Annotated in this window: 23 protein-coding genes and 1 pseudogene; 10 read left to right on the plus strand and 14 right to left on the minus strand. The window is 67.7% G+C overall.

Annotated features, from left to right (window positions below; all coding sequences use genetic code 11):
* From WAZ62_RS12245 to WAZ62_RS12265, 5 genes and pseudogenes are all read right to left on the minus strand, one after another.
* Positions 1 to 883 (minus strand): annotated as a pseudogene (locus WAZ62_RS12245) (double-strand break repair protein AddB); the annotation flags it as partial.
* Positions 867 to 1595 carry a nucleotidyltransferase family protein gene (locus tag WAZ62_RS12250; protein WP_422643817.1) on the minus strand — a complete coding sequence of 243 codons (729 nt, stop codon included), beginning with the start codon at positions 1593 to 1595 and terminating at the stop codon, positions 867 to 869. The pseudogene WAZ62_RS12245 and the gene WAZ62_RS12250, both read right to left, overlap by 17 nt.
* Complete coding sequence (locus tag WAZ62_RS12255) at positions 1592 to 2638, minus strand: aminoglycoside phosphotransferase family protein (RefSeq protein ID WP_422643819.1); 1047 nt, start codon at positions 2636 to 2638, stop codon at positions 1592 to 1594. Before WAZ62_RS12255 ends, WAZ62_RS12250 begins: the two co-directional genes overlap by 4 nt.
* Positions 2635 to 3084, minus strand: coding sequence for a tRNA (adenosine(37)-N6)-threonylcarbamoyltransferase complex ATPase subunit type 1 TsaE (gene tsaE / locus WAZ62_RS12260; RefSeq protein ID WP_422643821.1), 450 nt, complete (start codon positions 3082 to 3084; stop codon positions 2635 to 2637). Before tsaE ends, WAZ62_RS12255 begins: the two co-directional genes overlap by 4 nt.
* Positions 3085 to 3194: 110 nt before the next feature.
* Positions 3195 to 3464, minus strand: a complete 270-nt coding sequence (locus tag WAZ62_RS12265) for a hypothetical protein (protein WP_422643822.1) — start codon at positions 3462 to 3464, stop codon at positions 3195 to 3197.
* A 156-nt stretch (positions 3465 to 3620) separates the two neighbouring features.
* Here WAZ62_RS12265 and WAZ62_RS12270 point away from each other — a divergent pair, with 156 nt between their 5' ends.
* Both WAZ62_RS12270 and WAZ62_RS12275 read left to right on the plus strand, forming a co-directional pair.
* Positions 3621 to 4643, plus strand: coding sequence for an NAD(P)/FAD-dependent oxidoreductase (locus tag WAZ62_RS12270; protein ID WP_422643823.1), 1023 nt, complete (start codon positions 3621 to 3623; stop codon positions 4641 to 4643).
* A 15-nt stretch (positions 4644 to 4658) separates the two neighbouring features.
* On the plus strand, positions 4659 to 4985 hold the full coding sequence (locus WAZ62_RS12275; RefSeq protein WP_422643825.1) for a YnfA family protein: 327 nt from the start codon (positions 4659 to 4661) through the stop codon (positions 4983 to 4985).
* A gap of 67 nt (positions 4986 to 5052) precedes the next feature.
* On the opposite strand, the gene WAZ62_RS12280 is transcribed toward WAZ62_RS12275, so the two are convergent.
* Positions 5053 to 5883: a sterol desaturase family protein gene (locus WAZ62_RS12280; protein ID WP_422643827.1), complete on the minus strand. Its 831-nt coding sequence runs from the start codon at positions 5881 to 5883 to the stop codon at positions 5053 to 5055.
* A gap of 129 nt (positions 5884 to 6012) precedes the next feature.
* On the opposite strand from WAZ62_RS12280, the gene WAZ62_RS12285 reads away from it, so the two are divergent.
* Positions 6013 to 6720, plus strand: coding sequence for a Crp/Fnr family transcriptional regulator (locus WAZ62_RS12285; RefSeq protein WP_422643828.1), 708 nt, complete (start codon positions 6013 to 6015; stop codon positions 6718 to 6720).
* Positions 6721 to 6951: 231 nt separating this feature from the next.
* Here the strand turns inward: WAZ62_RS12285 and WAZ62_RS12290 are convergent, their stop codons facing one another.
* The gene (locus WAZ62_RS12290; RefSeq protein WP_422643830.1) at positions 6952 to 7551 is read right to left on the minus strand and encodes a hypothetical protein; all 600 of its coding nucleotides are present in this window, start codon (positions 7549 to 7551) and stop codon (positions 6952 to 6954) included.
* Positions 7552 to 7808: 257 nt separating this feature from the next.
* Entirely contained in the window at positions 7809 to 9104 is a 1296-nt protein-coding gene (ahcY, locus tag WAZ62_RS12295) for an adenosylhomocysteinase (protein WP_422643832.1), read from the minus strand.
* 158 nt (positions 9105 to 9262) lie between these two features.
* Between ahcY and WAZ62_RS12300 the strand changes: the two genes are divergently transcribed.
* Positions 9263 to 9985, plus strand: a complete 723-nt coding sequence (locus WAZ62_RS12300) for a DUF599 domain-containing protein (RefSeq protein WP_422643833.1) — start codon at positions 9263 to 9265, stop codon at positions 9983 to 9985.
* 110 nt (positions 9986 to 10095) lie between these two features.
* On the opposite strand, the gene WAZ62_RS12305 is transcribed toward WAZ62_RS12300, so the two are convergent.
* Positions 10096 to 10293, minus strand: a complete 198-nt coding sequence (locus WAZ62_RS12305; protein WP_422643835.1) for a hypothetical protein — start codon at positions 10291 to 10293, stop codon at positions 10096 to 10098.
* A 295-nt stretch (positions 10294 to 10588) separates the two neighbouring features.
* Positions 10589 to 11245, minus strand: coding sequence for an OmpW/AlkL family protein (locus WAZ62_RS12310; protein ID WP_422643836.1), 657 nt, complete (start codon positions 11243 to 11245; stop codon positions 10589 to 10591).
* A gap of 181 nt (positions 11246 to 11426) precedes the next feature.
* Here WAZ62_RS12310 and hemN point away from each other — a divergent pair, with 181 nt between their 5' ends.
* On the plus strand, positions 11427 to 12767 hold the full coding sequence (hemN, locus tag WAZ62_RS12315) for an oxygen-independent coproporphyrinogen III oxidase (RefSeq protein WP_422643838.1): 1341 nt from the start codon (positions 11427 to 11429) through the stop codon (positions 12765 to 12767).
* Between the two features lie 6 nt (positions 12768 to 12773).
* Here hemN and WAZ62_RS12320 read toward each other — a convergent pair whose 3' ends face one another.
* The 4 genes from WAZ62_RS12320 to WAZ62_RS12335 all read right to left on the minus strand — a co-directional run bounded on the left by WAZ62_RS12320 (position 12774) and on the right by WAZ62_RS12335 (position 17520).
* Positions 12774 to 14327 carry a HAMP domain-containing sensor histidine kinase gene (locus WAZ62_RS12320; protein ID WP_422643840.1) on the minus strand — a complete coding sequence of 518 codons (1554 nt, stop codon included), beginning with the start codon at positions 14325 to 14327 and terminating at the stop codon, positions 12774 to 12776.
* Positions 14324 to 15028, minus strand: coding sequence for a response regulator (locus tag WAZ62_RS12325; RefSeq protein WP_422643841.1), 705 nt, complete (start codon positions 15026 to 15028; stop codon positions 14324 to 14326). The genes WAZ62_RS12320 and WAZ62_RS12325 overlap by 4 nt, the downstream gene beginning before the upstream one ends.
* Positions 15029 to 15053: 25 nt before the next feature.
* Positions 15054 to 16514, minus strand: coding sequence for a DUF4173 domain-containing protein (locus tag WAZ62_RS12330; RefSeq protein ID WP_422643842.1), 1461 nt, complete (start codon positions 16512 to 16514; stop codon positions 15054 to 15056).
* Positions 16515 to 16728: 214 nt separating this feature from the next.
* On the minus strand, positions 16729 to 17520 hold the full coding sequence (locus WAZ62_RS12335; RefSeq protein ID WP_422643843.1) for a thioesterase family protein: 792 nt from the start codon (positions 17518 to 17520) through the stop codon (positions 16729 to 16731).
* Between the two features lie 288 nt (positions 17521 to 17808).
* On the opposite strand from WAZ62_RS12335, the gene miaB reads away from it, so the two are divergent.
* The 5 genes from miaB to WAZ62_RS12360 are packed head-to-tail and all read left to right on the plus strand — an operon-like array spanning position 17809 to position 24007.
* The gene (gene miaB, locus WAZ62_RS12340; protein ID WP_422643844.1) at positions 17809 to 19170 is read left to right on the plus strand and encodes a tRNA (N6-isopentenyl adenosine(37)-C2)-methylthiotransferase MiaB; all 1362 of its coding nucleotides are present in this window, start codon (positions 17809 to 17811) and stop codon (positions 19168 to 19170) included.
* 23 nt (positions 19171 to 19193) lie between these two features.
* Positions 19194 to 20192 (plus strand): PhoH family protein, encoded by a 999-nt coding sequence (locus tag WAZ62_RS12345; RefSeq protein WP_422643845.1) that lies wholly within the window; start codon positions 19194 to 19196, stop codon positions 20190 to 20192.
* The gene (locus WAZ62_RS12350; RefSeq protein ID WP_422643846.1) at positions 20192 to 22666 is read left to right on the plus strand and encodes an HDIG domain-containing metalloprotein; all 2475 of its coding nucleotides are present in this window, start codon (positions 20192 to 20194) and stop codon (positions 22664 to 22666) included. The genes WAZ62_RS12345 and WAZ62_RS12350 overlap by 1 nt, the downstream gene beginning before the upstream one ends.
* Complete coding sequence (gene ybeY / locus WAZ62_RS12355) at positions 22626 to 23126, plus strand: rRNA maturation RNase YbeY (protein WP_422643856.1); 501 nt, start codon at positions 22626 to 22628, stop codon at positions 23124 to 23126. The genes WAZ62_RS12350 and ybeY overlap by 41 nt, the downstream gene beginning before the upstream one ends.
* Positions 23123 to 24007 carry a hemolysin family protein gene (locus WAZ62_RS12360; RefSeq protein WP_422643847.1) on the plus strand — a complete coding sequence of 295 codons (885 nt, stop codon included), beginning with the start codon at positions 23123 to 23125 and terminating at the stop codon, positions 24005 to 24007. Before ybeY ends, WAZ62_RS12360 begins: the two co-directional genes overlap by 4 nt.
* Positions 24008 to 24014: the final 7 nt, after the last annotated feature.

Genomic DNA, 24014 nt, shown 5'->3' on the forward strand with positions numbered 1-24014 from the left:
GGCCGACGTCGGCCCGGCTGGCGCGCAGGCGCTGCAACAATTCGCGCATCGCCCATTGCGGATGGCCGGGGCCGAGGCGGTCCCAGTCGCCATCCTCCATCGCGAGGTCGAGGCCGGGCAACACCACCGCCCCCCGGGGCAGCCGGGCGACGACGCTCATCAGATGCGCCGTCGCCGGGATGGAACCGGTGGAGCCGGCGACGATGATGGGATGCAGGGGCGGCGAAGCACGCCAGCTTTCCGCCTGCATCAGCAGCAATTGATTGCGCCGGGCCGCCGGGTCCATCGCGCCATGGGCATCGCGGATCACCGGCCAATAGTCGCGCGCCGCGATCTTCAGGAAGTCGAGGGTGGCCTGCCAATGGCCGGCCAGCGCATCGGGCACCAGCGTGTCGAGCCGCGACCACTCCGCGCCTTCCGTCTCCATCTCGTCGATCAGCCGGGCGAGGGCATCGGCATGGGCGATGGCGGCGCCGAGGTCCGCCGCCTCGCCCTTCGAGCGCCACCAGTGCAGGACGAGACGGGCGAGCAGGAAATTGCGAGTCACCGGCTCGATCGCGGGCGGCAGGTCGAGGACGGCGGGCGTGCCGGCCAGCGCCAGTTCCTCCTCGTCGGCATCGCCCAAGGGGCGCATCCGGGGCAGCAGCAGGGGCCGGCCCCGCGCCCTGCGCAGGAAGGCTTCCTTCAGCGAGCGGGCGGCGCGCCGCGTCGGCAGCAGGATCAGGGTGGCGGCGAGATCGAGCGGATCGTCCGCCGCCCGGGCCAGCAGGGCATCGGCCAGCGTGTCGACGAAGGACAGGCCGGCCGGAATGGTCATCAGGCAGGGCCGCCCGGTGACGGGCGGCAGATCGGCGAGGGACAGCGGCTCAGCCGACGTCGGCAAGGGCAAGCTCCGCCTCGGCGATGGCGGGGATGGTGCCGACATGCAGGAACTGGCCATCCAGCCGCAGGCCGAACAGCCGCTCCCGCTCGATGGCGCGGTCCCACAGAAGGTTCAGCGAAAAGGCGCCTTCCGGCAGGTCGTGGAAACTTTCGGGTTTCATCACCGCGCAGCCGGCATAGACGAAGGGCGCGACCCGCGATTCCGGCCGGCGCGTCAGCCGCCCTTCCGGGTCCATCAGGAAATCGCCAAGGCCTTCGAGGCCGATCGCCGTCGCCGTGGGTGCGACCAGCAGCAACGCATCCATCCGTTCGGGATCGAAACCACGGACGAGGTCGCGGATCGGATCGGCGAAACCCTGGCGCCACAGCGTGTCGGCGTTGCAGATCAGGAACGGCCCCTCGCCCAGCAGCGGCAGCGCCCGGGCGACGCCGCCGCCGGTTTCCAGCAGGGCATCGCGCTCGTCGGAGACCAAGGTCGCCGGGCCGAGGCCCTCGGCCTCGCGGCGGGCGAGGCGCGCCTCGATCTGATCGGCCAGATGGTGGACGTTGACGACGGCGCGGGCGATCCCCGCTGCTTCCAGCCGGTCGAGCAGCCGGTCGAGCAGGCTGCGCCGGTCGACCTCAACCAGGGGTTTCGGCACCCTGTCGGTCAGGGGGCGCATGCGCATCCCCTTGCCGGCGGCCAGCACCATGGCGCTATCGATCCGTGTCATGCGGCGAGCTTCCGGATGCCGGCGCGTAAGTCCTCGCCCGGCAGGTAATGGTCGTACCAGGCCCGCAGGTTGGCGAGCAGCGGATGGCGCAGGTCGCGCTCGATGTGGCGCCAGACCCGGGGCAGATAGTCGAGATAGCGTTTCTTGCCGTCGCGCTTCCACAACCGCACGAAAACCCCGGCGATGCGGCTGTTGCGCTGCGCCGCCGTGATGGCATAGGCCGCCTCGAAAGCCGTGGCATCGAAGCGGGGATCGACCCGCGCGGCCCCCGCGGCGTATCGCGCCTTCAGGTCCGCCGCCAGCGCCGGATCGACATCGCGCCTTGCATCTTCCAGCAGCGAGACGAGGTCATAGGCCGGCGGCCCCAGGGTCGCGTCCTGGAAGTCAAGCAGGCCGACCCGGGCGGCGCCCTTCCGCCCCGGCAGCCAGAGAAGATTGTCGGCGTGATAGTCGCGCAGCATCAGCGTGTCGCGCTCGCGCGGCAGGCGCTGCCACAGGTCGGCCCAGATGCTGGCGAAGGCGGCGCGCGCATCCTGGTCGAGGTCGAGGCGCAGCGCCTTCACGTGCCAGTCGAGGACGAGGGACGGACCGAAGGCGAAACTCTTCTGGTCGTAGGGCTTCGTCCGGTACTGGCTGCCGTCGACGAAACGCTGGGGTCCCGGCGCCGGCGCCCGGCGCAATTCGACGAGGACATCGACCGCCGCCTCGTAAAGCACGGTTTCCAGCTCGGGCTGGCGCGACAGCACGGCGTTGTAACTGTCGTCGCCCAGATCGTCGAGCAGCAGAAAGCCCTGGCCGATCTCGGCGGCGAGGATGTTCGGCGCGGAGAGGCCGAGGCGGGCGAGATGGCGGGCAATGCCGATGAAGGGCCGGACATTTTCCTGCGGCGGCGGCGCATCCATCAGGACGGCGGTCCGCCCGTCCGGCTTTTCCACCCGCTCGTAGCGCCGGAAGGAGGCATCGCCCGCCAGATCGCGCCGCCTGGCATCGCCCCAGCCGGTCGAGGACAGGAAGGCGTCGATAGCTTCGTTGCGCGCGGTCATGGGGCAAATCCGTCAAGGCGGGCGGGCCAGTCGCCATGCCCGGTCAGGGTGGCGGCGCGCTGGCCCGATGAATCCAGGGAAAACACGATATCCAGCCGGTCTTCCGGCAGGCGGCGCCCGGCCCGGCCCGGCCATTCGACGAGGACGATGCCCTCGTCCAGCGCGGCCTCGAAACCGATCTCGTCGAGATCGGCTTCCGCCTCGATCCGGTAGAGGTCGAAATGGGCGACCGGCCCCGCGTCGGTGTCATAGGGCTGGACGAGGGCGAAGGTCGGGCTCGGCACATCCTCGACAACGCCAAGGGCGCGCAGGAAGGCGCGGGCGAATGCCGTCTTGCCGGCGCCGAGATCGCCCCACAGCGCGATACAGTCCCCCGCCCGCGCCAACGGCGCCAACGCCTTGGCCAGCGCGGCGGTGCGCGGCAGATCGGGCAGGGCAAAGTGCAAAGGTCAGGTTCCGAATCCGGCGGGCGAAATCTCCCGCCATTTAGCCCAAGCACGCCACTTGCCGCAACCGGCGGCCGCGCCAGCGCGCCGATGAAGGTGAACGCGGTAATTCACGCCTCGCGTGCCGCCGCGATCCTGGCCCGGGCGCGCTCGAAAGCCTCGTCGTCATCGAGAAATGCGTCTTTCGGCGTCTCCACGCGGGCACGGATCTCGTCAGTCAGCGCGACGAGCGTCACGGAGCGTTCTTCCTCGTCCTGGATCATCAGCTCGAGGGCGGCGGAGACAGCGGCGCTTTGAGACGCGAAGACGCCCTGCCCGACCTTTTCCATCAGGAAGCGGTGATGGCGATCGCTAAAGCTCAGCGTGGTCTTTACGGTCATGTGGACCTTCGGGATGCGATCAAGTCTACATCAAGCTCCGTCCCACCGCGAGAAGCGGAACCGATCACCTCCCTGTGCCGTCGCCCCACGCTTGAATCCGGGGCGTCATGGCGCCATGGTGGCGGCCTTTGCGGGATCACGAGGAGCGATAAGCCCATGTCCGACATTCTTTCGACCGACGTCGCCATCATCGGCGCGGGGCCGGTCGGCCTGTTCGCCGTGTTCGAGGCGGGGATGCTGGGCATGAAAGCGGTGGTCTTCGATGCGCTCGACGCCATCGGCGGGCAATGCGCCGCGCTCTATCCCGAAAAGCCGATCTATGACATCCCGGCCCATCCTGCCATCGACGGCCAGACCCTGATCGACCGGCTGGAGGCGCAGGCGGCGCCCTTCGCGCCCTATTACCTGCTGGACCAGCAGGTGACGAAGCTGGAGCCGCTGGCGGGCGGGCGGTTCCGCCTAGCGACTTCGGGCGGGGCGGTGGTCGAGGCCGGGGCGGTGATCGTCGCCGCGGGCTGCGGCGCCTTCGGCCCCAACCGGCCGCCGCTCGACGGGCTGGACGTCTACGAGGCCAGCAAGGGCGTGCAATATCTGGTGCGCCGGCGCGAGGATTTCCGGGGCAAGCGCGTCGTCATCGCCGGCGGCGGCGACAGCGCGGTCGACTGGAGCCTGAGCCTCGCCGAGGTCGCGGCCTCGGTCGCCCTCGTCCACCGCCGGCCGAAATTCCGCGCGGCGCCCGAATCGCTGCGCCAGCTCGACGAACTGGCGAAATCCGGCAAGGTCGAACTGGTCGTCCCCTATCAGCTCGACGGGCTGGAGGGCGAGGGCGGCATCCTGTCCGGCGTCCGCGTCGCCACCCTCGACGGGCAGAAGAAAGTGCTGCCGGCCGATGTGCTGCTGCCCTTCTATGGCCTCGCCATGACCCTCGGCCCCATCGCCGACTGGGGCCTCGGCCTCGACGAGAACCGCATCCTGGTCGCGCAGCGCGATTGCTCGACCTCGGTCCCCGGCATCTATGCCGTCGGCGACATCGCCCATTATCCCGGCAAGCTGAAGCTGATCCTGTCGGGCTTCGCCGAGGCGGCCACCGCCGCCCATGCCGCCCATGCCCATGTCCACCCGGACAAGGTGGTGCATTTCGAATATTCGACCACGCGCGGCGTGCCCGGCGCGGCCTGACCGGGGCCGGCGGCGATGGCGGGCCTCGTCGTTTTCACCCTGGCGGCGCTGGCGGAAATCGCCGGCTGCTTCGCCTTCTGGGCGGTCTTGCGACTCGGCGCGCCCAAACCCTGGCTCGTCGCCGGGGTGCTGTCGCTGATCCTCTTCGCGACCCTGCTGACCAGGGTCGAGGCCGATTACGCCGGCCGCGCCTATGCGGCCTATGGCGGGATCTACATCCTCGCCTCCCTCGGCTGGCTGTGGCTGGTCGAGGGGGCGCGGCCCGACCGTTTCGATGTCGTCGGCGCCGCGCTTTGCCTGGGCGGCGCGGCGATCATCCTGCTGGCGCCCCGGGGGGCGTGAGTTTGGGGCGCCTGAATCCGGGGGGCCTGAGCCTCAGCCGGCGGCGAGGGGATGGAATTGCATCGGATCATCCTCGGGCCAGTTCGCTGGCCTCTCCCCCACGCTCAAGCCGGGCGCGCAGCAGCGGCCACAGAAGCTGTTCGCCCACCGTGGTCGGCGGCAGCTTCTCGACCCCGAAGCTCTCAGGATAGCGGCGGGTGATCTTGGCGGTGCCGAACAGCACATCCCAGAAGAACAGGAGATTGCCGAAATTGCCCTTGTAGTTGGTGATGCCATCGGCGGCATGTTTGCCGTGATGGGCGGCATGGGTCGCCGGGGTGGAGATGGTGCGTTCCACCAGCCACATCAGGGGCGACAGCCATTTGATTCGGTAGAGCGGGGCATCCCAGCGCACATCCGAATGCGCCCCGATGATCACCGCCATCTTGACGACGACATAGACGGCATAGACCGGCCCAAGGCCGAGATAGACCAGCGCGCCCGAGAACCACAGGGACGGCATCAGCAGGTAATAAAAGAAATTGTTCCGGTAAACCATGCGCACCGACATGTATTCCGCATTGTGATGCGGCCGGTGCAGCTTGTAGAGCCAGGACGCCGAATGGGACAGCCGGTGCCACCAGTATTGCATCATGTCGTCGAAGACGAGCAGCAGGCCAAGTTGCGCCAGTACCGGCAGGGCGATCAGGGCATCCCGCGCCGCGAACTGGCTGGCGATGAAGGCCCCGCCCAGCAGCCCCAGGGGCATCGAGATCAGCATCAGCGCCGCCGTGCTCAGGGCATCAACCAGACCATCCCCCGTCTTTTGCGCCGCCTTGCGGAAGAAACCCGTGAAACAGGCCTCGATCAGGGCGACGGTCAGGAGGATGGCCAGAACGACGATATCCTTGGTTTCCATGGTGCTTTCCCTCCCCGGGGCTGAATGCCCCTTGTGATTGATCCTCCCCGGATAGGCCGGATCCGTGCGCGGGAATGCAAACTTGTTATCAATCTGGCATGATCGCGGGGAATTTCCGGGGGCGCGGCCATGACCGATTTCTTCGATCTCGACACGCCGGCCCTGTTGCCGCTGCTGCCGGACGCGACGCGGGACGCCCTGCTGGCGGCGGCGGTGCCGGTGCATTACCGGGACGGCGCCCTGGTCCATGCCAGGGGCGACCGCAAGCCGGGCCTCTCCATCGTTCGTTCCGGCACGGTCAGGATCGGCAATCCGGGCTCGGATGGCTCCTATACGACGACATCGATCCTGGGGCCGGGCCATTGTTTCGGGGAATTCACCCTTTTCGCCGATCTGCCCCGCACCCATGACGTGGTGGCGATCGGCGATGTGGTGATCGACCAGATTTCCGCCCCGCGCGTCATGGCGCTTTACGACGCCGACCCGAAGCTGGGCTGGGCGCTTCTGTGTCTCGCGACGCGGCGGCTGCACGCCCTCATCGAATTCGCCGAAGACCTGCGCCGCCTGCCCCTGCCGGTGCAGCTGGCCAAGCATCTGCTGGCCATGACCCGCCAGCACGCGCCCGCGACCGCGCCCGCCAGCGTCGCCCTGGTGCAGGACGACCTCGCCTCCCTGTTCGGCGTCTCCCGCGTCTCCATCGGCAAGGCCCTGCGCCGCCTCGCCGCCGACGGCCTCGTCGAAATCGGCTACGGCCGCCTCACCCTCCCCGACCGCCCGCGCCTCGCCGACTGGCTCGCCGAGCGCGCGGTGCTCATGCCGGTGACGGCGGGGGGCTAAGGGGTGCGCGCTCAAGGCTGGGCGGTTGGGGGTGACCTTGACAAGGGATGCCGCCGATCCATCTCACCTAGTGTATTGACCGAGACACAAGAGCCCAAGAGTGTCCGGGCACGCGATCATTGTAGTTCTTCGACATGCGCTCACCCAGTTGCTAGGCAATCTCACTCAACCCCTTGAGCACTTACTTCATACCCTTCACCAAGACACGCGTAGCAGCACGGCGCGACAAGTTCAGATATGCTCTGCGTCGATCTTGACCACTAGTTTTCCCGGATCGCTTGGCACTTGTGCGACGGGACCTCCCCCACCGGCATTCATCAAACGAATCCCCCTCCCCGACGGCGACCAGTCCGTCTCTTGCTCAAGTTCACGCAGGTACTGCAGCAAACGCGGCCAATGACGGTTCGCTCCCACGCGGGGACGTCGTGTCTTCGGGCTCGTGAATATTTTATCGAGGACGGGCCGCAGTAGGCTACGTAGTTCGTGCCTGCCATCTCCCAGGCTAAAACACTGCTCTAGGAGGGCCTGCTTCACCACTCTGGGAGACACATCCTCCATATCGGCCCAGTTGAGCAGAACCTCGGCGACGTCGTCCTTCGCATCAATGTCAAGGAGGTCGCGCAGCCTCTGGCCGCCAGCGATATCTGTCGCGAGTCTGGTCTTCATGAGATCTATCGCCTGCTCGAATGCGTCCTTGGCGCGATTACCCATGGTCGGAAGCTCTTCCCCGAAGACTTCTTTCCAGGCGGAGCGCAGCTTCGTCAGCGCGTTCCAGTACGCTTGCGCGGCAGCTTTCCCGCCGGAAAAATCAAAATTATCATCATCGCTCATGACAAATTTCCCTCAGACCGTCGACGCACCGCGTCAGTTCGCGCCGCAAATAACTCCAGCAGATCCCGGAATCACAACCATAAATATCAACATAACCCTCTTTGGAGGTATTTATAATGCCATTTCTATCAATCCCCAGAGTTCTCTACTCTGAATATTCATTAAGCGTATTGACGACCAGATTGTCCCCAAACAAAAAAAAGGCGGCACCCTGCGGCGCCGCCTTTCCTCGTCCAGCCCCGTGAGGCAGGCGCCGATCAATAGCGGTAGTGTTCCGGCTTGAACGGGCCGGCGGCCTTCACGCCGATGTAGTCGGCCTGCTGGGCCGAGAGCGTGGTCAGTTTCACGCCGAGCTTGGCGAGATGCAGGCGGGCGACCTTCTCGTCGAGGTGCTTGGGCAGCATGTAGACCTTGCGCTCGTAATTCTTGTGGTTCTTGAACAGCTCGATCTGGGCGATGACCTGGTTCGAGAAGGAGGCGCTCATCACGAAGCTGGGGTGGCCGGTGGCGCAGCCGAGGTTGACCAGGCGGCCTTCGGCGAGGACGATCAGGCGCTTGCCGTCGGGGAAGACGACTTCATCGACCTGCGGCTTCACGTTTTCCCAGACATAGTTGCGGAGCGCCGCGATCTGGATCTCGCTGTCGAAGTGGCCGATGTTGCAGACGATCGCCCGGTCCTTCATCTCGCGCATATGGTCGAGGGTGATGACGTCGATATTGCCGGTCGTCGTCACGAAGATGTCGCCGAGGGGGGCGGCGTCTTCCATGGTGACGACCTGATAGCCTTCCATGGCGGCCTGGAGCGCGCAGATGGGATCGATCTCGGTCACCAGCACGCGGGCGCCCTGGCCGCGCAGCGAGGCGGCCGAGCCCTTGCCCACGTCGCCGTAACCGGCGACGACCGCGACCTTGCCGGCCAGCATGACGTCGGTCGCACGCTTGATGCCGTCGACGAGCGACTCGCGGCAGCCATAGAGATTGTCGAACTTCGACTTGGTGACGCTGTCGTTCACATTGATCGCCGGCACCTTCAGGGTGCCCGCCTTGTACATCTCGTAGAGACGGTGCACGCCCGTCGTCGTCTCTTCCGAGAGGCCGAAGACGCCGCCCATCAGCTCGGGATATTCATTGTGCATGAGGACGGTGAGGTCGCCGCCGTCGTCGAGGATCATGTTGGGCACCCAGCCGTCGGGGCCCTTCACCGTCTGGTGGATGCACCACCAGAATTCCTCCTCGTTCAGGCCCTTCCAGGCGAAGACCGGGATGCCGGCCGCCGCGATCGCCGCCGCCGCCTGGTCCTGGGTCGAGAAGATGTTGCAGGACGACCAGCGGATTTCCGCGCCGAGCGCCGTCAGGGTCTCGATCAGCACGGCGGTCTGGATCGTCATGTGCAGGCAGCCGGCGATGCGCGCGCCCTTCAGCGGCTGGGCCGCGCCATATTCCTCGCGCAGGGCCATCAGGCCGGGCATTTCCGTCTCGGCGATGCGGATTTCCTTGCGGCCCCAATCGGCGAGCGAGAGGTCCTTGACCTTGAAATCGGTGAATGCGGCCATGTCGATAGTCCTTACGTCGAGCGCCGGAGGCGCAAATCCCGGCCTCTCTCTTACCAGCGGACGGGGGTCGGCGCAAGGGACGAGATAAAGATATCTTTATGTGTTGATGCCTCATCGCCACCATGGTCAGGCGGTGGGACTCTGATAGACTCGGGGCCATGCAGACCGTGCTGGACCATTTCGGCTTCACGCCCCTCGACATCGTGGCGATCGTCCTGTTCGCCGCGACCTGGCTGTTCTACCAGCGCCTGCTGAACCTGCTGGGGCGGCGCTACCGCACCATCAATTTCACCATGAAACTGGTGCGGCGCCACTGGATGCAGGGCATGGCCAAGCGCGAGATGCGCATGGCGGATGCCGCGCTCCTCGGCCATGTGATGAATTCGACGTCGTTTTTCGCCTCGACCACGGTGCTTGTCGCGGCGGCCCTCGTGGGCGCGCTGGCCAGCCTCGATTCGATGCAGCCGGCGATCGAGGGGCTGGATTTCACGGTCAAGACCAGCCGCGCCCTGTTCGAGCTGAAGATGGCGCTGCCGCTCGTGGTCTTCGTGTCGGGATTTTTCTCGTTCACCTGGGCGCTGCGCCAGTTCAACTATGCGATCGCCCTCATCGGGGCGACGCCGCCCCCGGGCGATACCGACCGGGACGAGGCGGAGGTGCTGGCGGATCTGACGGCAGCGGTGCTGTCGGCCGGGGCCGAATCCTTCAACGCCGGGGTCCGGGCCTATTACTTTGCCTCGGCCGGCCTGTTCTGGTTCGGCGGCCCCATCGCCTTCATCGTGGCGATCGTCGCGATCATCTGGATCCTGCTGCGGCGCCAGATAAGCTCGCACACGGCGGTGGCCATCCGGACTGAGGCAAGAAAGCTGACCCGTTATTGAAGAGTTTCGACCCGCAAGGAACCGGCGCCAAGGGAATGCCGGCAACTGACCGCGGATAAGTCAGGCCAATTCCCCTTCGGCGCCGGGCGCCAAAGGGGAATTGCGGCGGATCAGGCCGCCTTGGCGCAGGTCTGATGAGCCCAGACCGAACCGGCCAGGGTCTTCAGCGCAATCTCGTAATCACCCTTCAGGGCCAGTTCAACGGCCTTGCGTTCCGCCCACTTCAGGTGGCGGGCCTCGAAGGTTTCGGTCGCGGTCACCACATCGGTGGCCAGCACGCGGTCATTCTGCTTCAGCTCGATAATCATTTCAGACTCTCGAAATTCCCAAGGTACAGCCAGCCGACGGGGACCGGCGCCCCGGACGGCGCATCAGGACAGAAATCCTGCCCTTGTTTTGCCGTCACCCCCAATAAACCCGGACCCCCCGGGATCGGTTCCGGATCATTTTGCACGGCGGAATATTGCACCGCAATATTTCATTGTCGTGACCGGGCGGGGGCGGAACAAAAAAAGCGGCCCCGGAGGGCCGCTTGTGAGAGAGCCGCGCGGGCGGCAGGGATGGGGAGGAAGGAGGCCGCCCGGCGTAGTGCCTCTCGAGTGATCAGAACCGATAGCCGATACCGAAGCCGACCAGCAGCGGGTTGATGTCCACGTCGGCCTTCACGCCCAGCGGATTGACGGTGGCGGTGGTCGACAGGAAGATCTGCTTCACGTCGACGTTCAGGGCCCAGTGGTCGTCGAGCGGAATGTCGACGCCGGCCTGCAGGGCCCAACCGAAGGCATTGTCGTAATCGACGCTGGTGACCGGCGCCTTGTCGTCATCCTGGCCGTAGAAGATCGTGTAGTTCACGCCGGCGCCGATATAGGGGCGGATCTTGCCTTCGGGCGCGAAGTGATACTGGATCGTCAGGGTCGGCGGCAGCAGCCAGACACGGCCGAGGTCGAGGTTGGCGGCGCCCGTGGTCTTCACGTCATGCGGCGTGGTGCCCAGGATCAGTTCCGCCGCGAAATTCGGCGTGAAGAAATAGGTGATGTCGAGTTCGGGCACGACCGAATCGTCGATCGAGACATCAAGACCCGGAATGGCCGGCGAGACGCTGTCCAGATTTTCTTCCGGCAGCACGATCAGGGCGCGGCCGCGGATCATCCACGGGCTCTTTTCAGCCGCCTGGGCGGCAGACGTGTCGACAAGGCCGAACCCCAGCCCGGCAGCGAGAATGGCGGCCGCAGACAGGCCCGCCTTGACGTTGTGCTTCATTGCATTTCCCTCCGTGGCGACACGACGACTGTCGCCCGCGGTTCGGAATTTGCGACCAGCGGCGGCGTTAAGCGTTGATTAAAGTCAATTCGTCGAAACTGCGACGAAATGGACCAACCCCGCGTTGCTCGCTTGACCTGGATCAAGGCGAAAGTGCGGCGCGCGGCGTTTTTATCTGACCATGGCTGATACGCATCTGACAGGGCGCTACCCGCGCTACACGAGCTTCCCGACGGCGCCGCATTTTCATGCGGGAGTCGACGGCGAAACCTTTGCCGACTGGCTCTACCGCCTGCCGGAGGATCAGGATCTGTCGCTCTATGTGCATGTGCCCTATTGCGACAGTCTGTGCTGGTTCTGCGGCTGCCACATGAAGGTGATGAACCGGGCCGGTCCCGTTTCGCGCTATGTCGCCGCCCTGACCGCCGAGGCGAGCCTGATCGCCGAGAGCATGGGCCGGAAGCCCCGCGTCGCCCACCTGCATTTCGGCGGCGGCAGCCCGACGATCCTCAGCCCGCGCGACATCGAGCACCTGATGACCGGTCTGCGCGGCCGCTTCGTGATCGACGCCGAAACGGAAATCGCGGTCGAGATCGACCCGCGCGACCTCGACGAGCAGAAGCTGGACGCCTGGGCCGCCGCCGGCATGACCCGCGCCAGCATCGGCTGCCAGGACCTCGATCCCCGCGTCCAGCAGGCGATCAACCGTATCCAGCCGTTCTCCGTCATCGCCCGCGCGGTCGAGGGGCTGCGCAAGCGCGGCATCAACTCGATCAACATCGATCTCGTCCATGGCCTGCCGTGGCAGACGGTGGAGACCCTGCTCGACACGGTCGCGAGGATCCTCACGCTCGCGCCCGACCGGCTCGCCCTGTTCGGCTATGCCCATGTGCCCCAGTTGAAGCCGCATCAGCGCCTGATCCCCAACGAATCCCTGCCCGGCCCGGCCGAGCGCCACGCCCAGGCCACGGCAGCCTTCGACGCGATCGTCGCCGCCGGCTACGAGGCGATCGGCCTCGATCACTTCGCCAGGCCGGACGATACGCTGGCCACCGCCGCCGCCAGCGGTCGCCTGCACCGCAATTTCCAGGGTTACACCACCGACAATGCCGAGGTTCTGATCGGCCTCGGCCCCTCCTCGATCAGCGAATTGCCCGAGGGCTATGCCCAGAACACGCCGGATATCAACAGCTGGCACAAGGCCGTCGCGCAAGGGGCGCTGGCGACCTGTCGCGGCATCGCCCTGTCCGCCGCCGACCGGCTGCGCCGCGCGGTGATCGAGCGGTTGATGTGCGATTATCAGGTCGATGTCGGCCATGTCGCCGCCGCCCAGCATCTCGACCCCGCCCTGATCGACGACGCCTGGCCCCGGCTGGAGCTGCTGGAGCTGGAAGGCGTCGTGACCTGCAAGGGCCAGCATGTGGCGATCGATCCCGATGCCCGCGCCCTCGTCCAGCGGGTCGCCGCCTGTTTCGACGACCGCTTCACCGCGCCCGAACCCATGGCCGGGCGCGCCGCCTGAGCGGCGTCAGGCCGCCGGCAGGTCGAGGCGGAAACAGGTCCCGGCCGCGCTGTCCGCGAGGGCGATATCGCCCTGCGCGTTCGCCAGCAGCGCCCGTGCGATGGCAAGGCCAAGGCCACTGCCGCCTGTTGCCCGGCGCGTGGTGAAAAAGGGCTCGAACAGCCGGGCCCGGTCGCCCGGCGCGATCCCTGCGCCGTCATCCGTCACATCGACCAGCACCCGTTCCCCCATCCGGCAGGCGGAAACCGTGACGCGGCGCGCGCCGGCCTGACGGCTGTTTTCCAGCAAGGTCGCGAAGACCGCTTCCAGCACCTCCGCCGGCACCGCGACTTCGGGCCAGGGCGGATCGGTAAAGTCGACGCGGAATTCTTCGCCCCGCAGCGCATCGGCGATCCGGCGCAGCGGCGCTTCGACCGACGTCGTCGCCTCGCCGAAACGCGCCATGTCGGCCCGCGCGAGATCGAGCAGCCGGCCGACCAGTTGCGTCAGCCGCGCCGCATCGCCCGCGGCATTGGCGAGGAAACGTCGGCGTTCCGCCTCGGACATGGTCTGGCCATGGTCTTCGAGCAATTCGAGGGCGCCGCGAATGCCGGCCAGCGGCGTCTTGAATTCATGGCTGACCGCGGCGGCGAAATCGCGAAGATAGGCCGAGCGCCGCTCGATCCGCGCCGCCATCACCCGGAAATCCTGGAACAGGGCGCGAATCTCGATCGCCGCCGTTTGCGGGGTGTCGGGAATGAAGCCCCGTCCGGCGGCGATATCCGCCGTCGCCCGGCCCAACTCCTCGATGGGTCTCGTGATGGTCCGGCTGAGCACGCCAGCAAGGCCGATCACCACCAGAAGCCCGGCGGCACTGCCGGCCGCGATCTTGCCGATATCGTCGTAAATGCCCCGGAAAAGCGCGCGGGGTGAACGGGACAGCAGCAGGGCGCCCACCACCTTGCCGCCGGAGACCACCGGCCGCGCGTAATGCACCCGGATCGCCGCCGCCCGGCTGAGCATCTCGAAAGTGTAACGCGGGGCGTAGTCGCCGCGCCGGCGCAGGACCGAAGTCGCCGCCCCCGCCAGCGCGGCCCGGACCTCGGGCAGGGCGGCATAAGACAGACCGAGGTCCGCCCGGCCGAGGACGACGATCCCCGCCGTATCGACCATGCGGATCGAAGCGAGGGTCGACTGGCCGGCCCGGCTCACGAGCGGCGTCACCGCCCGTGCCGCCGCCAGCAGGGCGGGATCGGCGGGGCCGGCGGGCGTGCCCTTCGGCCGCTCGGGCAATATATCCATCGTGTTGAGGTCGATGGTCAGGGGCTGGGGGTCGTAGTCCGGCGGCGCCTCCATCGGCGGCAACGGGCCGAGGGCGGCGGCGACCGCGGCTTCGATCACGGCGCCCTGGGCGATCAGTTCGGCCTCGGTCTGGCGCACCAGCGTATTCTCGAACACCCGCAGGAACACCGCCCCCGCCGCCGGCAGGACCGAGACGAAGAGCAGCACGAGGGTCAGGATCACGCGCAGGCGCAAGGGCGGCCAGCGCCGCTTGATCGCGGCCTTCAGCCTGCCGATCACCGGGCACCGCAAGGGCCAAGGCGATAGCCGATGCCGGCCCTCGTCTCGATGGCATCGTCAAGGCCAAGGGCGGCGAGCTTTCGCCGGATGTGGCGGATGTGGCTGTCGATGGTGCGGTCGGTGACGGCGAAACCGGGGCCATGCAGGCGGTCGATGATCTCGTCCCTGGTGAAGACCCGGGCAGGCGATGCGGCGAGAATGGCCAGCAGCTGGAATTCGGTCGCGGTCAGGCCGGCATCCACCTCGCCGACCAGCGCCGCCCAGCCCTCGCGGTCGAGGCGCAGGCGGCCGTAGGCGACGGGGGCCGGTGCCTCGGCCGGCGCCTTTGCCCGGCTGCGCTTCAGGATGGCGCCGACCCGCGCCACCACTTCGCGGGGCGAGAAGGGTTTCACCACATAGTCGTCGGCGCCGATCTCGATGCCGACGATCCGGTCGACCTCGTCATCGCGGGAGGAGAGGAAGAGAATCGGCACGTCGCTGGCCGCACGGAGCCGGCGACAGACCTCGAGCCCGTCGAGGCGCGGCATGTTTATGTCGAGGACGAGGAGGTCCGGCGCCTCCCGCGCGGCGGCGGCCAGCGCCGCCTCGCCGTCGCCCGCTTCGCGGCAGTCGTAGCCGGCCTTGGCGAGGGCGAAGGCCAGCAGCTCGCGGATATGGGGGTCGTCGTCGACGATGAGGATGCGGGCGGCCATGATCGACATCAGTCTCACCCTCGGCACCGCGCGGTCAATCCCGGCCGAGCAGCGCCCGCGCCGCCGCCAGCCGCCGCGCGCCCCGGAAGCTCCAGCGCTCGCTGGATTGATGACGCTCGAGCTGCGCCATCAGGCGGTCACGAAGTTTGGCTGCCTCGGCCCTGAGATCCGGGGCCTCCGTCGTTTGTTCGAGACGGATCGCCGGCGCCAGCGCGGCCGAGCCAAGATCGCTGAGATAACACCAGTCGACCCGAAGGCGATCGCACACGTTGTTGCTATCCCGATTGTAAGTGCCAACAGCCCGAGCCAGATTCCACTCGGCCACGACCACGGCGGGATCGACGATGAAGACGCAGATGGTGACCACGATGCCGGCCGCGAGGGCATTGGCGTTGATCAGCCAGCGGGTGCTGCGCCCGGCCAGCAGCCGCCAGCAGATGAGGAACAGGCCGAAGGCGACCAGCGCCATCCACAGGAGGGCGGCGAAGCGCATCTCGGTCATGTCATAGGCGTCGATGTAATCGAGGGTGCGGCGGACGCTGGAGGCGACCAGGAACAGATTCTGCACGGTCCAGAGCACCACCAGCCGGCGCAGCCAGACCGAATTCCCGGTGGCCGAGCCGGGGCGCAGAGTGACGACGACGAAAGCCCCGGCCAGCAGCGCGGTGACGATCAGCGGATAGGCGCCGCGATGGGCATATGCGGCCAGGGTCACGCCTTCCGGCAGACCGGCACCGGACCACAGGTAAGCGAGGTCGAGGCCATTCTCGACCGCGAAGATGAGATTGAAGACGACGAGCGAGGCGCCGACCGAGGCGACGGTGACGCCCGGCAAGGCCAGCGCCGGCCGGGTGGCTCGCCGGCGGCGCAGGCGCCAGCGCTGCGGCCGTAGCAGCGCGGTCGCCAGAATCAGCAGCCAACCCCAGTCGTAGAGCCGCTCGCCCGTGATGGCGGCAAACCACAGCCGGGGATCGAGATGCGCCAGCCCCTGTTCGACCAGCGGATTGGCCGACGCGAACAGGGCGATGAAAATTAGTCCGCCGACCAGCGGCAGCGCCAGGATGCCCAGCCATCGCCCGAGCGCCCGGGACGGTCGTCGGTCGAACGCCCGCAACCATAGGATGAAGTTGCGCAGCGGGGCCCAGGGCGAGGTCACAACGGCCCCGATCACGCGAAATCCCCAGGCCAAGGCGTCGTCGAACCCCGCCATCCGGGGCAGCAGGGTGGCCGCGATCAGGAACGCCCAGCACAACAACAGGCCGAGAAACTGAAATTCCTCCATCAGCGACAGGGCATAGAGCGCGGCAAGGCCAAGGGCGACGCGCGCCGACCGATGGCGCAGCACCACAGGCCGCGCGAAGGCGAGGGCGGCAACCAGCAGCAGCGCGAAGGCACCCCAGTAGACCCCCGGCCAGCGGTGGAGCAGGAAATCGCCCGCGACGACAAGCGCGAGGACGAGGAAAGCCTTGGTACGGAACAGATGACGGATCGGCATGAGGACACCTCCTGCCCGCCAGACTGCCCTCCGGCGGCGGAGGGGTGATCGGCATCCCTTGCGCTTGCCATGTCCGGGCCGTGCAGAAACGGTGCAGAGCGTTTCCCGCACGTCGTCGTCCCGGCGAAGGCCGGGACCTTGCGACGAGAAGGCGCCCCATTCTGACCGAGATGTCGGCCTTCGCCGGCATGACGAGGAAGAGCGTGGAGGAAATCTAGACGAAGACCGCCACGGTCTGCCGGCCGACCAGCAGCGGCGTGCCGTCCCTGGCCCAGGTCTTCATCGACTGGCTGGAGTAGCCGTGGGTGATGGTCTCGGCCCGGCTGGTTTCCAGCCGCCAGCCGTCATCCGCGCCGGCAGGTTTCTCGTTCAGGACTTCGATCGACCAGGTCATGGAACTGATCGGACCAAAGGTCGGGAATCGCACCATGGCGGCGGGGGGCGGTGCATCGGCGAGGGCGATCAGGGCCGTGATGTCGTTCGGCGTCTGCCGGTCCTTGTGCCTGATCCATAGCTTGTATTCCGGCACCTCTTTCATCGAGAAGGGCGGCGAGCCGCCAGCCTCCAGCATGTCGAAGTGATGGGCGAAATTGGGCCGGAAGCCGCCCTGGAAGAAATCCCCGCAGGTGTCGGGCGGGGGCGCCTCCGGTGCCGGGACATGGGAAAAATCGACCGCCGAGTCCCGAATGCCGCCAAAACACAGGAGCGCCCGGGTCGCGATCCCGGCATCGCCGGCCAGATCGACCCCGACATAAGTCGCGGAGCGGCCGCGCCGCAGGATCGCCGGCCGGATCAGCAACGGGCCGGACGCGGGGCCGATGAAGGCGAATTGAGCCGAGCGCAGGGGCGGCAAGCCGTCGAAGGCGCGCAAGGACGCCTCGGTGCAAAGAGCGGCCGATGCCCCGCCGTAAAGCGTCCGCCCCTGAAGCCAGTCCTCGGTCAGGGCGACGGAGAATTCGTCCCCCGTCCGGGCGATCCCGGCCAGCACTTCCGTGAACAGCGTCATCCCCGACCTTCTCGTCAAAATACTTCGCGCCCCGAACCATAAGCCAAAGCCGCCCTGGCCTGCCAGCCCCGGTTTTCGTGGTAAAACCGACGCGGATCGGCGTTTCCTCCCTTGGATTTCCGCCCATTTCCCGCCGCGCAAGGGGCGCAATCTTGACTCTTGGCCCCCGCGTTCTTATTGGTTAGGGCTGTTGGATTACGCCCCGCACAGAATTTGGCCGGCAGGGCCGACGGCAGAAACAGGCCGCGGCATGTCGCCAGCGGGATTTGCGCAGGAAGCGGGCTCTCGGTGGCCAAGAAGCTTTGTATCAAGACCTATGGTTGCCAGATGAACGTCTACGACAGCGGTCGGATGGCGGATCTTCTGGCCCCTCTCGGCTATGCCACCACGGATGAGGCGGCCGAGGCCGATCTGGTCATCCTGAACACTTGCCATATCCGCGAAAAGGCCGGCGAGAAGGTCTATTCCGACGTCGGCCGGCTGCGCAACCTGCGCGCCGAGCGGATGGCCGCGGGCGGCGCGCCGCTGACCATCGCCGTCGCCGGCTGCACCGCCCAGGCCGAGGGCGAGGAAATCATGCGCCGGGCCCCGGCGGTCGACCTCGTCGTGGGGCCGCAGGCCTATCATCGCCTGCCCGAGCTGATCGCCCGCGCCCACCGCAGCAAGGGCGAGGCGCTGGACACCGAATTCCCCGCCGAGTCCAAATTCGACCATCTGCCGCAGCAGAGCCGGGTCGAGGGCACGGCCGCCTTCCTGACCATTCAGGAAGGCTGCGACAAATTCTGCACCTTCTGCGTCGTGCCCTACACGCGGGGCGCCGAAACCTCGCGCCCGGTGGCGGCGGTGCTGGCGGAAGCCGCCCATCTCGCCCGTCTCGGCGCGCAGGAAATCACCCTGCTCGGCCAGAATGTGAACGCCTATCACGGCGAGGCGCCGGAGGGCGGCGCGCCCTGGTCGCTGGGCCGCCTGGCCCATGCCCTGGCCGAGGTTCCCGGCATCGCCCGCATCCGCTACACGACCTCGCATCCCCGCGACATGGACGACGAGTTGATTGCCGCCCATGGCACGCTGCCGGCCCTGATGCCCTTCCTGCACCTGCCGGTGCAATCGGGCGCCGACCGCATTCTCGAGGCCATGAACCGGCGCCATACCGCAGACGACTACCGCCGGCTGGTGGAGCGCCTGCGTCAGGCGCGGCCGGATCTGGCCCTGTCGTCCGATTTCATCGTCGGCTTCCCGGGCGAGAGCGAGAAGGAATTCCAGGCCACCCTCGACCTCGCCGCCGAGATCGGCTTCGCCCAGGCCTATAGCTTCAAATACAGCCCGCGCCCCGGCACCCCCGCCAGCATGATGGCGGATTCGCTGTCCGAGGACGTGAAGTCGGAACGCCTCGCCCGCTTGCAGGCGGTGATCGCGGATGGCCAGCGCCGCTTCAACGACGCCTGCGTCGGCCGCACCATGCCCGTGCTGTTCGATCGCCCCGGCCGCCACGAAGGCCAGCTGATCGGCCGCAGCCCCTATATGCAGGCTGTCCACGCCGAGGTGCCGGCGGCCCTGTCCGGCCGCATCCTCGACGTGACCATCGAATCGGCCCACCCCAATTCGCTGGGTGGACGTCTCGCGGCCGATCCGGCCGAGGCGGCAGCCTGAAGAGCCGCGCCCCCCGCCCCGCCATGGCCCCCCCCCGCAACGATCCGGCCGGCGGCGACGCGTCCCGTCGTCCCGTGGTCCTCGACTTCCCCGACAACAGGCTGCTGCCGCGCCTGTTCGGGGAGCACGATGTGCATCTGGCGCGGGTCGAGCGGGCGCTGGGCGTCTCGGTCTCGTCGCGCGGCAACCGCATCGCCATCACCGGCGACGTCCATGCCGCGGCCGTGGCGCGCCATGCCCTGCGCGACCTCTACAAACGCCTCGAAGCCGGCCACGACATCGGCCCCGGCGATGTCGACGGCGCCATTCGCCTGGCCGAAGCCGCGGCGGGCGGCGAGGCCGAAGGCCCGGCGCCCATTCCCGGCATCCGCACCGGGCGGCGTACCATCCTCGCCCGTTCGGCGGCGCAGGGCGCCTATCTCGATGCCCTCGGCCGCAACGAACTCGTCTTCGGCCTCGGCCCCGCCGGCACGGGCAAGACCTATATGGCGGTCGCCGTCGCCGTCGCCATGCTGCTGGACCGTCGGGTCGACCGGCTGGTGCTGTCCCGCCCCGCGGTCGAGGCCGGGGAGCGGCTGGGCTTCCTGCCCGGCGACATGAAGGAAAAGGTCGATCCTTACCTGCGCCCGCTCTATGACGCGCTTTACGACATGATGCCCCAGGGCGAGGTCGCGCGGCGTCTGGAGACCGGGGAGATCGAGATCGCCCCGCTCGCCTTCATGCGCGGGCGGACCCTGGCCAATTCCTTCGTCATCCTCGACGAGGCGCAGAACACCACCGCCGGCCAGATGAAGATGTTCCTGACCCGCCTGGGCGAGAACGGCCGCATGGCGGTGACCGGCGATCCCAGCCAGATCGATCTGCCGCCCGGCGTCCGCTCCGGCCTGACCGAGGCGATCGAGACCCTGGAAGGCGTGCCCGGCATCGGCTTCTGCCGCTTCGATGAAAACGACGTGGTGCGCCATCCGCTGGTGACCAAGATCGTCCGTGCCTATCGCCTCCGCGAAGAGGCGGGCCGCTGATGGCCACCGCCGTCCCGCCCGCCGCCGAGAGCGACGCCTCGGATCTGCAGCGCGCCCGCGCCCTGCTGTCGGCGACCGCGATCCGCGCCCTGGCCGAGGATCGCTGGACGCGCTGGCGGCCCTGGCTGGATTCGCCGCTGTTCGCGGCGGTGATCATCGCCCTGACCTTCGTTTTCGCGCCGGCCGGCCAGTCGGTGCGGCCCATACCGCCGCTCGATTCCATCGCCTCGGAAACCGTCCGGGCCGAACGCGCCGTGGCGGTCGAGGACAAGACGGCGACCGACGCCCGCCGCGCCGTCGCCGCCTCGTCCAGCCTGCCGGTCTTCACCTATACGCCCGACCTCTACCTGACCCTGTCGAAACAGGTCGCGACCGCGGTCGAAGCCATGGCCGAGCGGGCGCGCGACATGACCCTGGCCCCGGCCCAGCGCCGCGCCGCCTTCCAGGAGGCGATCGGCCGTCCGGTATCGCAGGCCGTCTTCGACCTGATCGAGAAGATCGACAATCCGGCCGATCTGACCGCCGCCATTTCCTATCTGCTGAACCTCGGCATCGACCGCATGATCATCGCCGATCGCGACGACCTGCCGCCGGAAGGACCGATCCAGGTTTCCGACCCTGACGGCAAGCGCATGGACAAGGCGCTGGTCGCCGGCGTGCTCGACCTTGCCCAGTTCCGCCGCCTGATCCAGGCCCGTTCGGGCGACGCGCCCTATGGCACGGCGCGGGCCGCCCGCACTTTCGTCCTTGAAACCGCCCTCGCCCTGACCGCGCCCAATCTCGCGCCCGATCCGGCCCTGACCGCGTCCTTACGCGACAAGGCGGTGGCGGCGGCCGAGCCGGTGGTGGTCCGCCTCGCCATCGGCGAAGTGGTGATCCGCGAGGGCGACCGGGTGACCAAATCGGCCCAGGATCGCCTGCGCCTCCTGAACGAGGGCGGCGCCCAGCGCTCGGTGATCGGCGAGACCCTGGCGGTCGGCGCTCTCATCCTCGGGCTCACGCTGCTCGCCGGCAGCTTCTTCCGGGTCCGCCGGGCCACCTCCTTCCTTGGCCGCAAGCAGATCTACATCACCCTCGCCGTCGTCCTCGGCACCTCGATCGTCGGCGTCGCCAGCTGGTATGCCGGCCGGGGTGTCGCCGCCGGCCTTGGCGTTCCCGCCGATGCCGCCGCCTTCCTGCCGCCGGTCGCCCTGGCGACGGTGATCGTCGCCCTCGTGATCGACACGAGGACCAGCCTTCTCGTCGGCGTCAGCCTCGCCCTTCTGATGGCTTACCGCGTGGGCGGCGACATCTGGGTGCTGGCGCATTATCTCGTCGGGGTCCTCGCCGCCGGCATGACCGCGCGGCGCGGCCGGCGCCGTTCCGACATCCTGAAGGTCGGCCTGACCATCGCCGGCGCCCAGCTCGTCCTGGTGCCGATCATGGTCGTGCTCGATACCACCGTGCCGCCGGACGAGATTTCCTATTTCGTCGGCGCCGCCATCGCGGGGCTGGTCGGCACGCTGCTGATCTCGGCCTTCACCACCGCCGGCCTGCCGCTGCTGGAATGGCTGTTCGACGAGACGACGGACATGCGTCTCCTCGAGCTGGCGTCGGCCGACAATCCCCTGCTGAAGCAGCTGGCGCTGCGCTCGCCCGGGACCTACTACCATTCGGTGATGATGGCCAATCTGGCCGAAAGCGCGGCCGAGGCGATCGGCGCCAACGGCCTGCAGGCCCGTGTCATGGCCCTGTATCATGATCTGGGCAAGATGGAGCGGCCGAGCTATTTCGCCGAGAACCAGCGCGGCAGCAATGTCCACGACAGGTTGCCGCCCGAATTGTCCGCCCGCATCATCTTCGCCCATATCAAGGATGGCATCGACATCGCCCGCAAGCACCGGCTGGGCCGTCCCGTCCTCGACGCCGTGACCCAGCATCAGGGCACCACGCTGCTGCGCGTCTTCTATCAGCGGGCGCTCGATCGCGCCAAGGCGAGCGGCGAAGCGGTGAACGAGGCCGAATTCCGCTATCCCGGCCCCCGCCCCAGGACCAAGGAATCCGGCATCCTGATGCTGGCCGATACGGTCGAGGCGGCGACCCGCGCCCTGAAGGACCCCAAGCCCGCCGACGTGCGCGAGCGGGTCGCCAAGGTCATTTCCGAGAAGATCGCCGATCACCAGCTGGACGATTGCGCCCTGACCATGAAGGATCTCGCCACGGTCGAGGCCGCCTTCGTCCGGGTCCTGACCCTCGGCGTCTATCATACCCGCATCGAATATCCTCCCCTGCCTGCGAAGAAGGAGCCGACCCCGGAACGCCGCCATGACGACGCCAACACCGCCCAGGGCGAGCCATCACGCCCCCGCCCAGCGGAGCCGACGCCGATCAGCGAAGGCCAGCCCCCCGCCGGACCCCAGCCAACAGCGGTCCCGTCCGCGTCCCAGGGTCAGCCTGCGGACGGCGTGCCGGGACTGGACGTCCGCGCTTCCTGATCTGCGCCGTCTGTTGCCCCCGGCCGCGAAGGCTGCGTTCGCCGCCGGCGCCGCGCGCTGCGCCGTATTGTCCGGCGCGACCGGTCCTGTCGAAATCGCCATCACCCTGAGCGATGACGCGGAAGTCCGTGTCCTGAACCGTGACTGGCGCGGCAAGGACAAGCCCACCAACGTCCTGTCCTTTCCCGGGCTCGAAGGGGCGATGGCCGCCCTGCTGCCGCCCGATGCCCCGCGTCCCCTGGGCGATGTGATCCTGGCCCTCGAGACCTGCCGGCGGGAAGCCGTCGACCAGGGCAAGTCACTCGCCGACCACGCCCGTCACCTCGTCGTTCACGGAGTCCTGCATTTGCTCGGCTTCGATCACGAGGACGACGCGGAAGCCGAAGAAATGGAAGCCATGGAGACCGCCGTTCTTGCCGGCCTGGGTATCGCCGATCCCTATGGCGAGGCCCGGCCATGACCGATAGCAGCAGTCGATCTCCGCGCGATAGCGCCGGTTTCATGTCCTGGCTGCGCGGCCTCGCCCGCGGCAAGCCGGAACAGTCCCTGCGCGCCAGCCTCGAGGACATCATCGACGAACACGAGGAAGCGGCCCACCACACGCCCGACGAAGGCGAGCGGGAGATGATCCGCAACCTGCTCGAATTCGGCGAAATGTCCGTCGACGACGTCATGGTGCCGCGCGCCGACATCTACGCGGTGCCGGAAAACATCAGCCTAGACAAGCTGATCGAGACTTTCCTCGAAAGCGGCCATTCCCGCCTCGTCGTCTATGGCGAATCGCTCGACGATGTCGTCGGCATGGTTCACGTCCGCGACGTGCTGCGCTTCTGGGCCGGGCGCGAGCCCTTCAGTCTCGCCACCATCCTGCGCCGCGTGCTCTTCGTGCCGCCGTCGCTGTCCTTGCGCGAAGTGCTGGCCCGCATTCAGGCCGAGCGTTCGCATCTCGCCATCGTCATCGACGAATATGGCGGCACCGACGGTCTCGTGACCATCGAGGATCTGGTCGAGGAAATCGTCGGCGACATCGAGGACGAGCACGACGAACACGAAGGCCCGCTGTTCACCGTCGGGGCCGACGGCGTGCTCGATGCCGATGCCCGCGCCACCATCGAGGATGTCGAGGCCGCCCTCGGCCAGCATCTGGTGCCCGACGATCTCGAGGAGGAAATCGACACGATCGGCGGACTTCTGGTCTCCCTCGCCGGCCGCGTGCCCGAGGCGGGCGAGCGCATCGCCCTCGGCCAGGGTCTCGATTTCGAGGTCGTCGACGCCGATCCCCGTACCGTGCGCCGCCTGCGCATCTATCGCCACATCGCGCCCGACACGGTCGAGGACTGATCGCCAT

This window comes from Zavarzinia sp., from assembly GCF_049306435.1.
Lineage (GTDB): Bacteria > Pseudomonadota > Alphaproteobacteria > Zavarziniales > Zavarziniaceae > Zavarzinia.

Bases quoted from the DNA above. Each gene is read 5' to 3' on its own strand.
- WAZ62_RS12250 (WP_422643817.1), bottom strand. From the start codon at position 1,595: ATGACACGGATCGATAGCGCCATGGTGCTGGCCGCCGGCAAGGGGATG.
- WAZ62_RS12255 (WP_422643819.1), bottom strand. From the start codon at position 2,638: ATGACCGCGCGCAACGAAGCTATCGACGCCTTCCTGTCCTCGACCGGC.
- WAZ62_RS12265 (WP_422643822.1), bottom strand. From the start codon at position 3,464: ATGACCGTAAAGACCACGCTGAGCTTTAGCGATCGCCATCACCGCTTC.
- WAZ62_RS12270 (WP_422643823.1), top strand. From the start codon at position 3,621: ATGTCCGACATTCTTTCGACCGACGTCGCCATCATCGGCGCGGGGCCG.
- WAZ62_RS12275 (WP_422643825.1), top strand. From the start codon at position 4,659: ATGGCGGGCCTCGTCGTTTTCACCCTGGCGGCGCTGGCGGAAATCGCC.
- WAZ62_RS12280 (WP_422643827.1), bottom strand. From the start codon at position 5,883: ATGGAAACCAAGGATATCGTCGTTCTGGCCATCCTCCTGACCGTCGCC.
- WAZ62_RS12285 (WP_422643828.1), top strand. From the start codon at position 6,013: ATGACCGATTTCTTCGATCTCGACACGCCGGCCCTGTTGCCGCTGCTG.
- WAZ62_RS12290 (WP_422643830.1), bottom strand. From the start codon at position 7,551: ATGAGCGATGATGATAATTTTGATTTTTCCGGCGGGAAAGCTGCCGCG.
- ahcY (WP_422643832.1), bottom strand. From the start codon at position 9,104: ATGGCCGCATTCACCGATTTCAAGGTCAAGGACCTCTCGCTCGCCGAT.
- WAZ62_RS12300 (WP_422643833.1), top strand. From the start codon at position 9,263: ATGCAGACCGTGCTGGACCATTTCGGCTTCACGCCCCTCGACATCGTG.
- WAZ62_RS12305 (WP_422643835.1), bottom strand. From the start codon at position 10,293: ATGATTATCGAGCTGAAGCAGAATGACCGCGTGCTGGCCACCGATGTG.
- WAZ62_RS12310 (WP_422643836.1), bottom strand. From the start codon at position 11,245: ATGAAGCACAACGTCAAGGCGGGCCTGTCTGCGGCCGCCATTCTCGCT.
- hemN (WP_422643838.1), top strand. From the start codon at position 11,427: ATGGCTGATACGCATCTGACAGGGCGCTACCCGCGCTACACGAGCTTC.
- WAZ62_RS12325 (WP_422643841.1), bottom strand. From the start codon at position 15,028: ATGTCGATCATGGCCGCCCGCATCCTCATCGTCGACGACGACCCCCAT.
- WAZ62_RS12330 (WP_422643842.1), bottom strand. From the start codon at position 16,514: ATGCCGATCCGTCATCTGTTCCGTACCAAGGCTTTCCTCGTCCTCGCG.
- WAZ62_RS12335 (WP_422643843.1), bottom strand. From the start codon at position 17,520: ATGACGCTGTTCACGGAAGTGCTGGCCGGGATCGCCCGGACGGGGGAC.
- WAZ62_RS12345 (WP_422643845.1), top strand. From the start codon at position 19,194: ATGGCCCCCCCCCGCAACGATCCGGCCGGCGGCGACGCGTCCCGTCGT.
- WAZ62_RS12350 (WP_422643846.1), top strand. From the start codon at position 20,192: ATGGCCACCGCCGTCCCGCCCGCCGCCGAGAGCGACGCCTCGGATCTG.
- WAZ62_RS12360 (WP_422643847.1), top strand. From the start codon at position 23,123: ATGACCGATAGCAGCAGTCGATCTCCGCGCGATAGCGCCGGTTTCATG.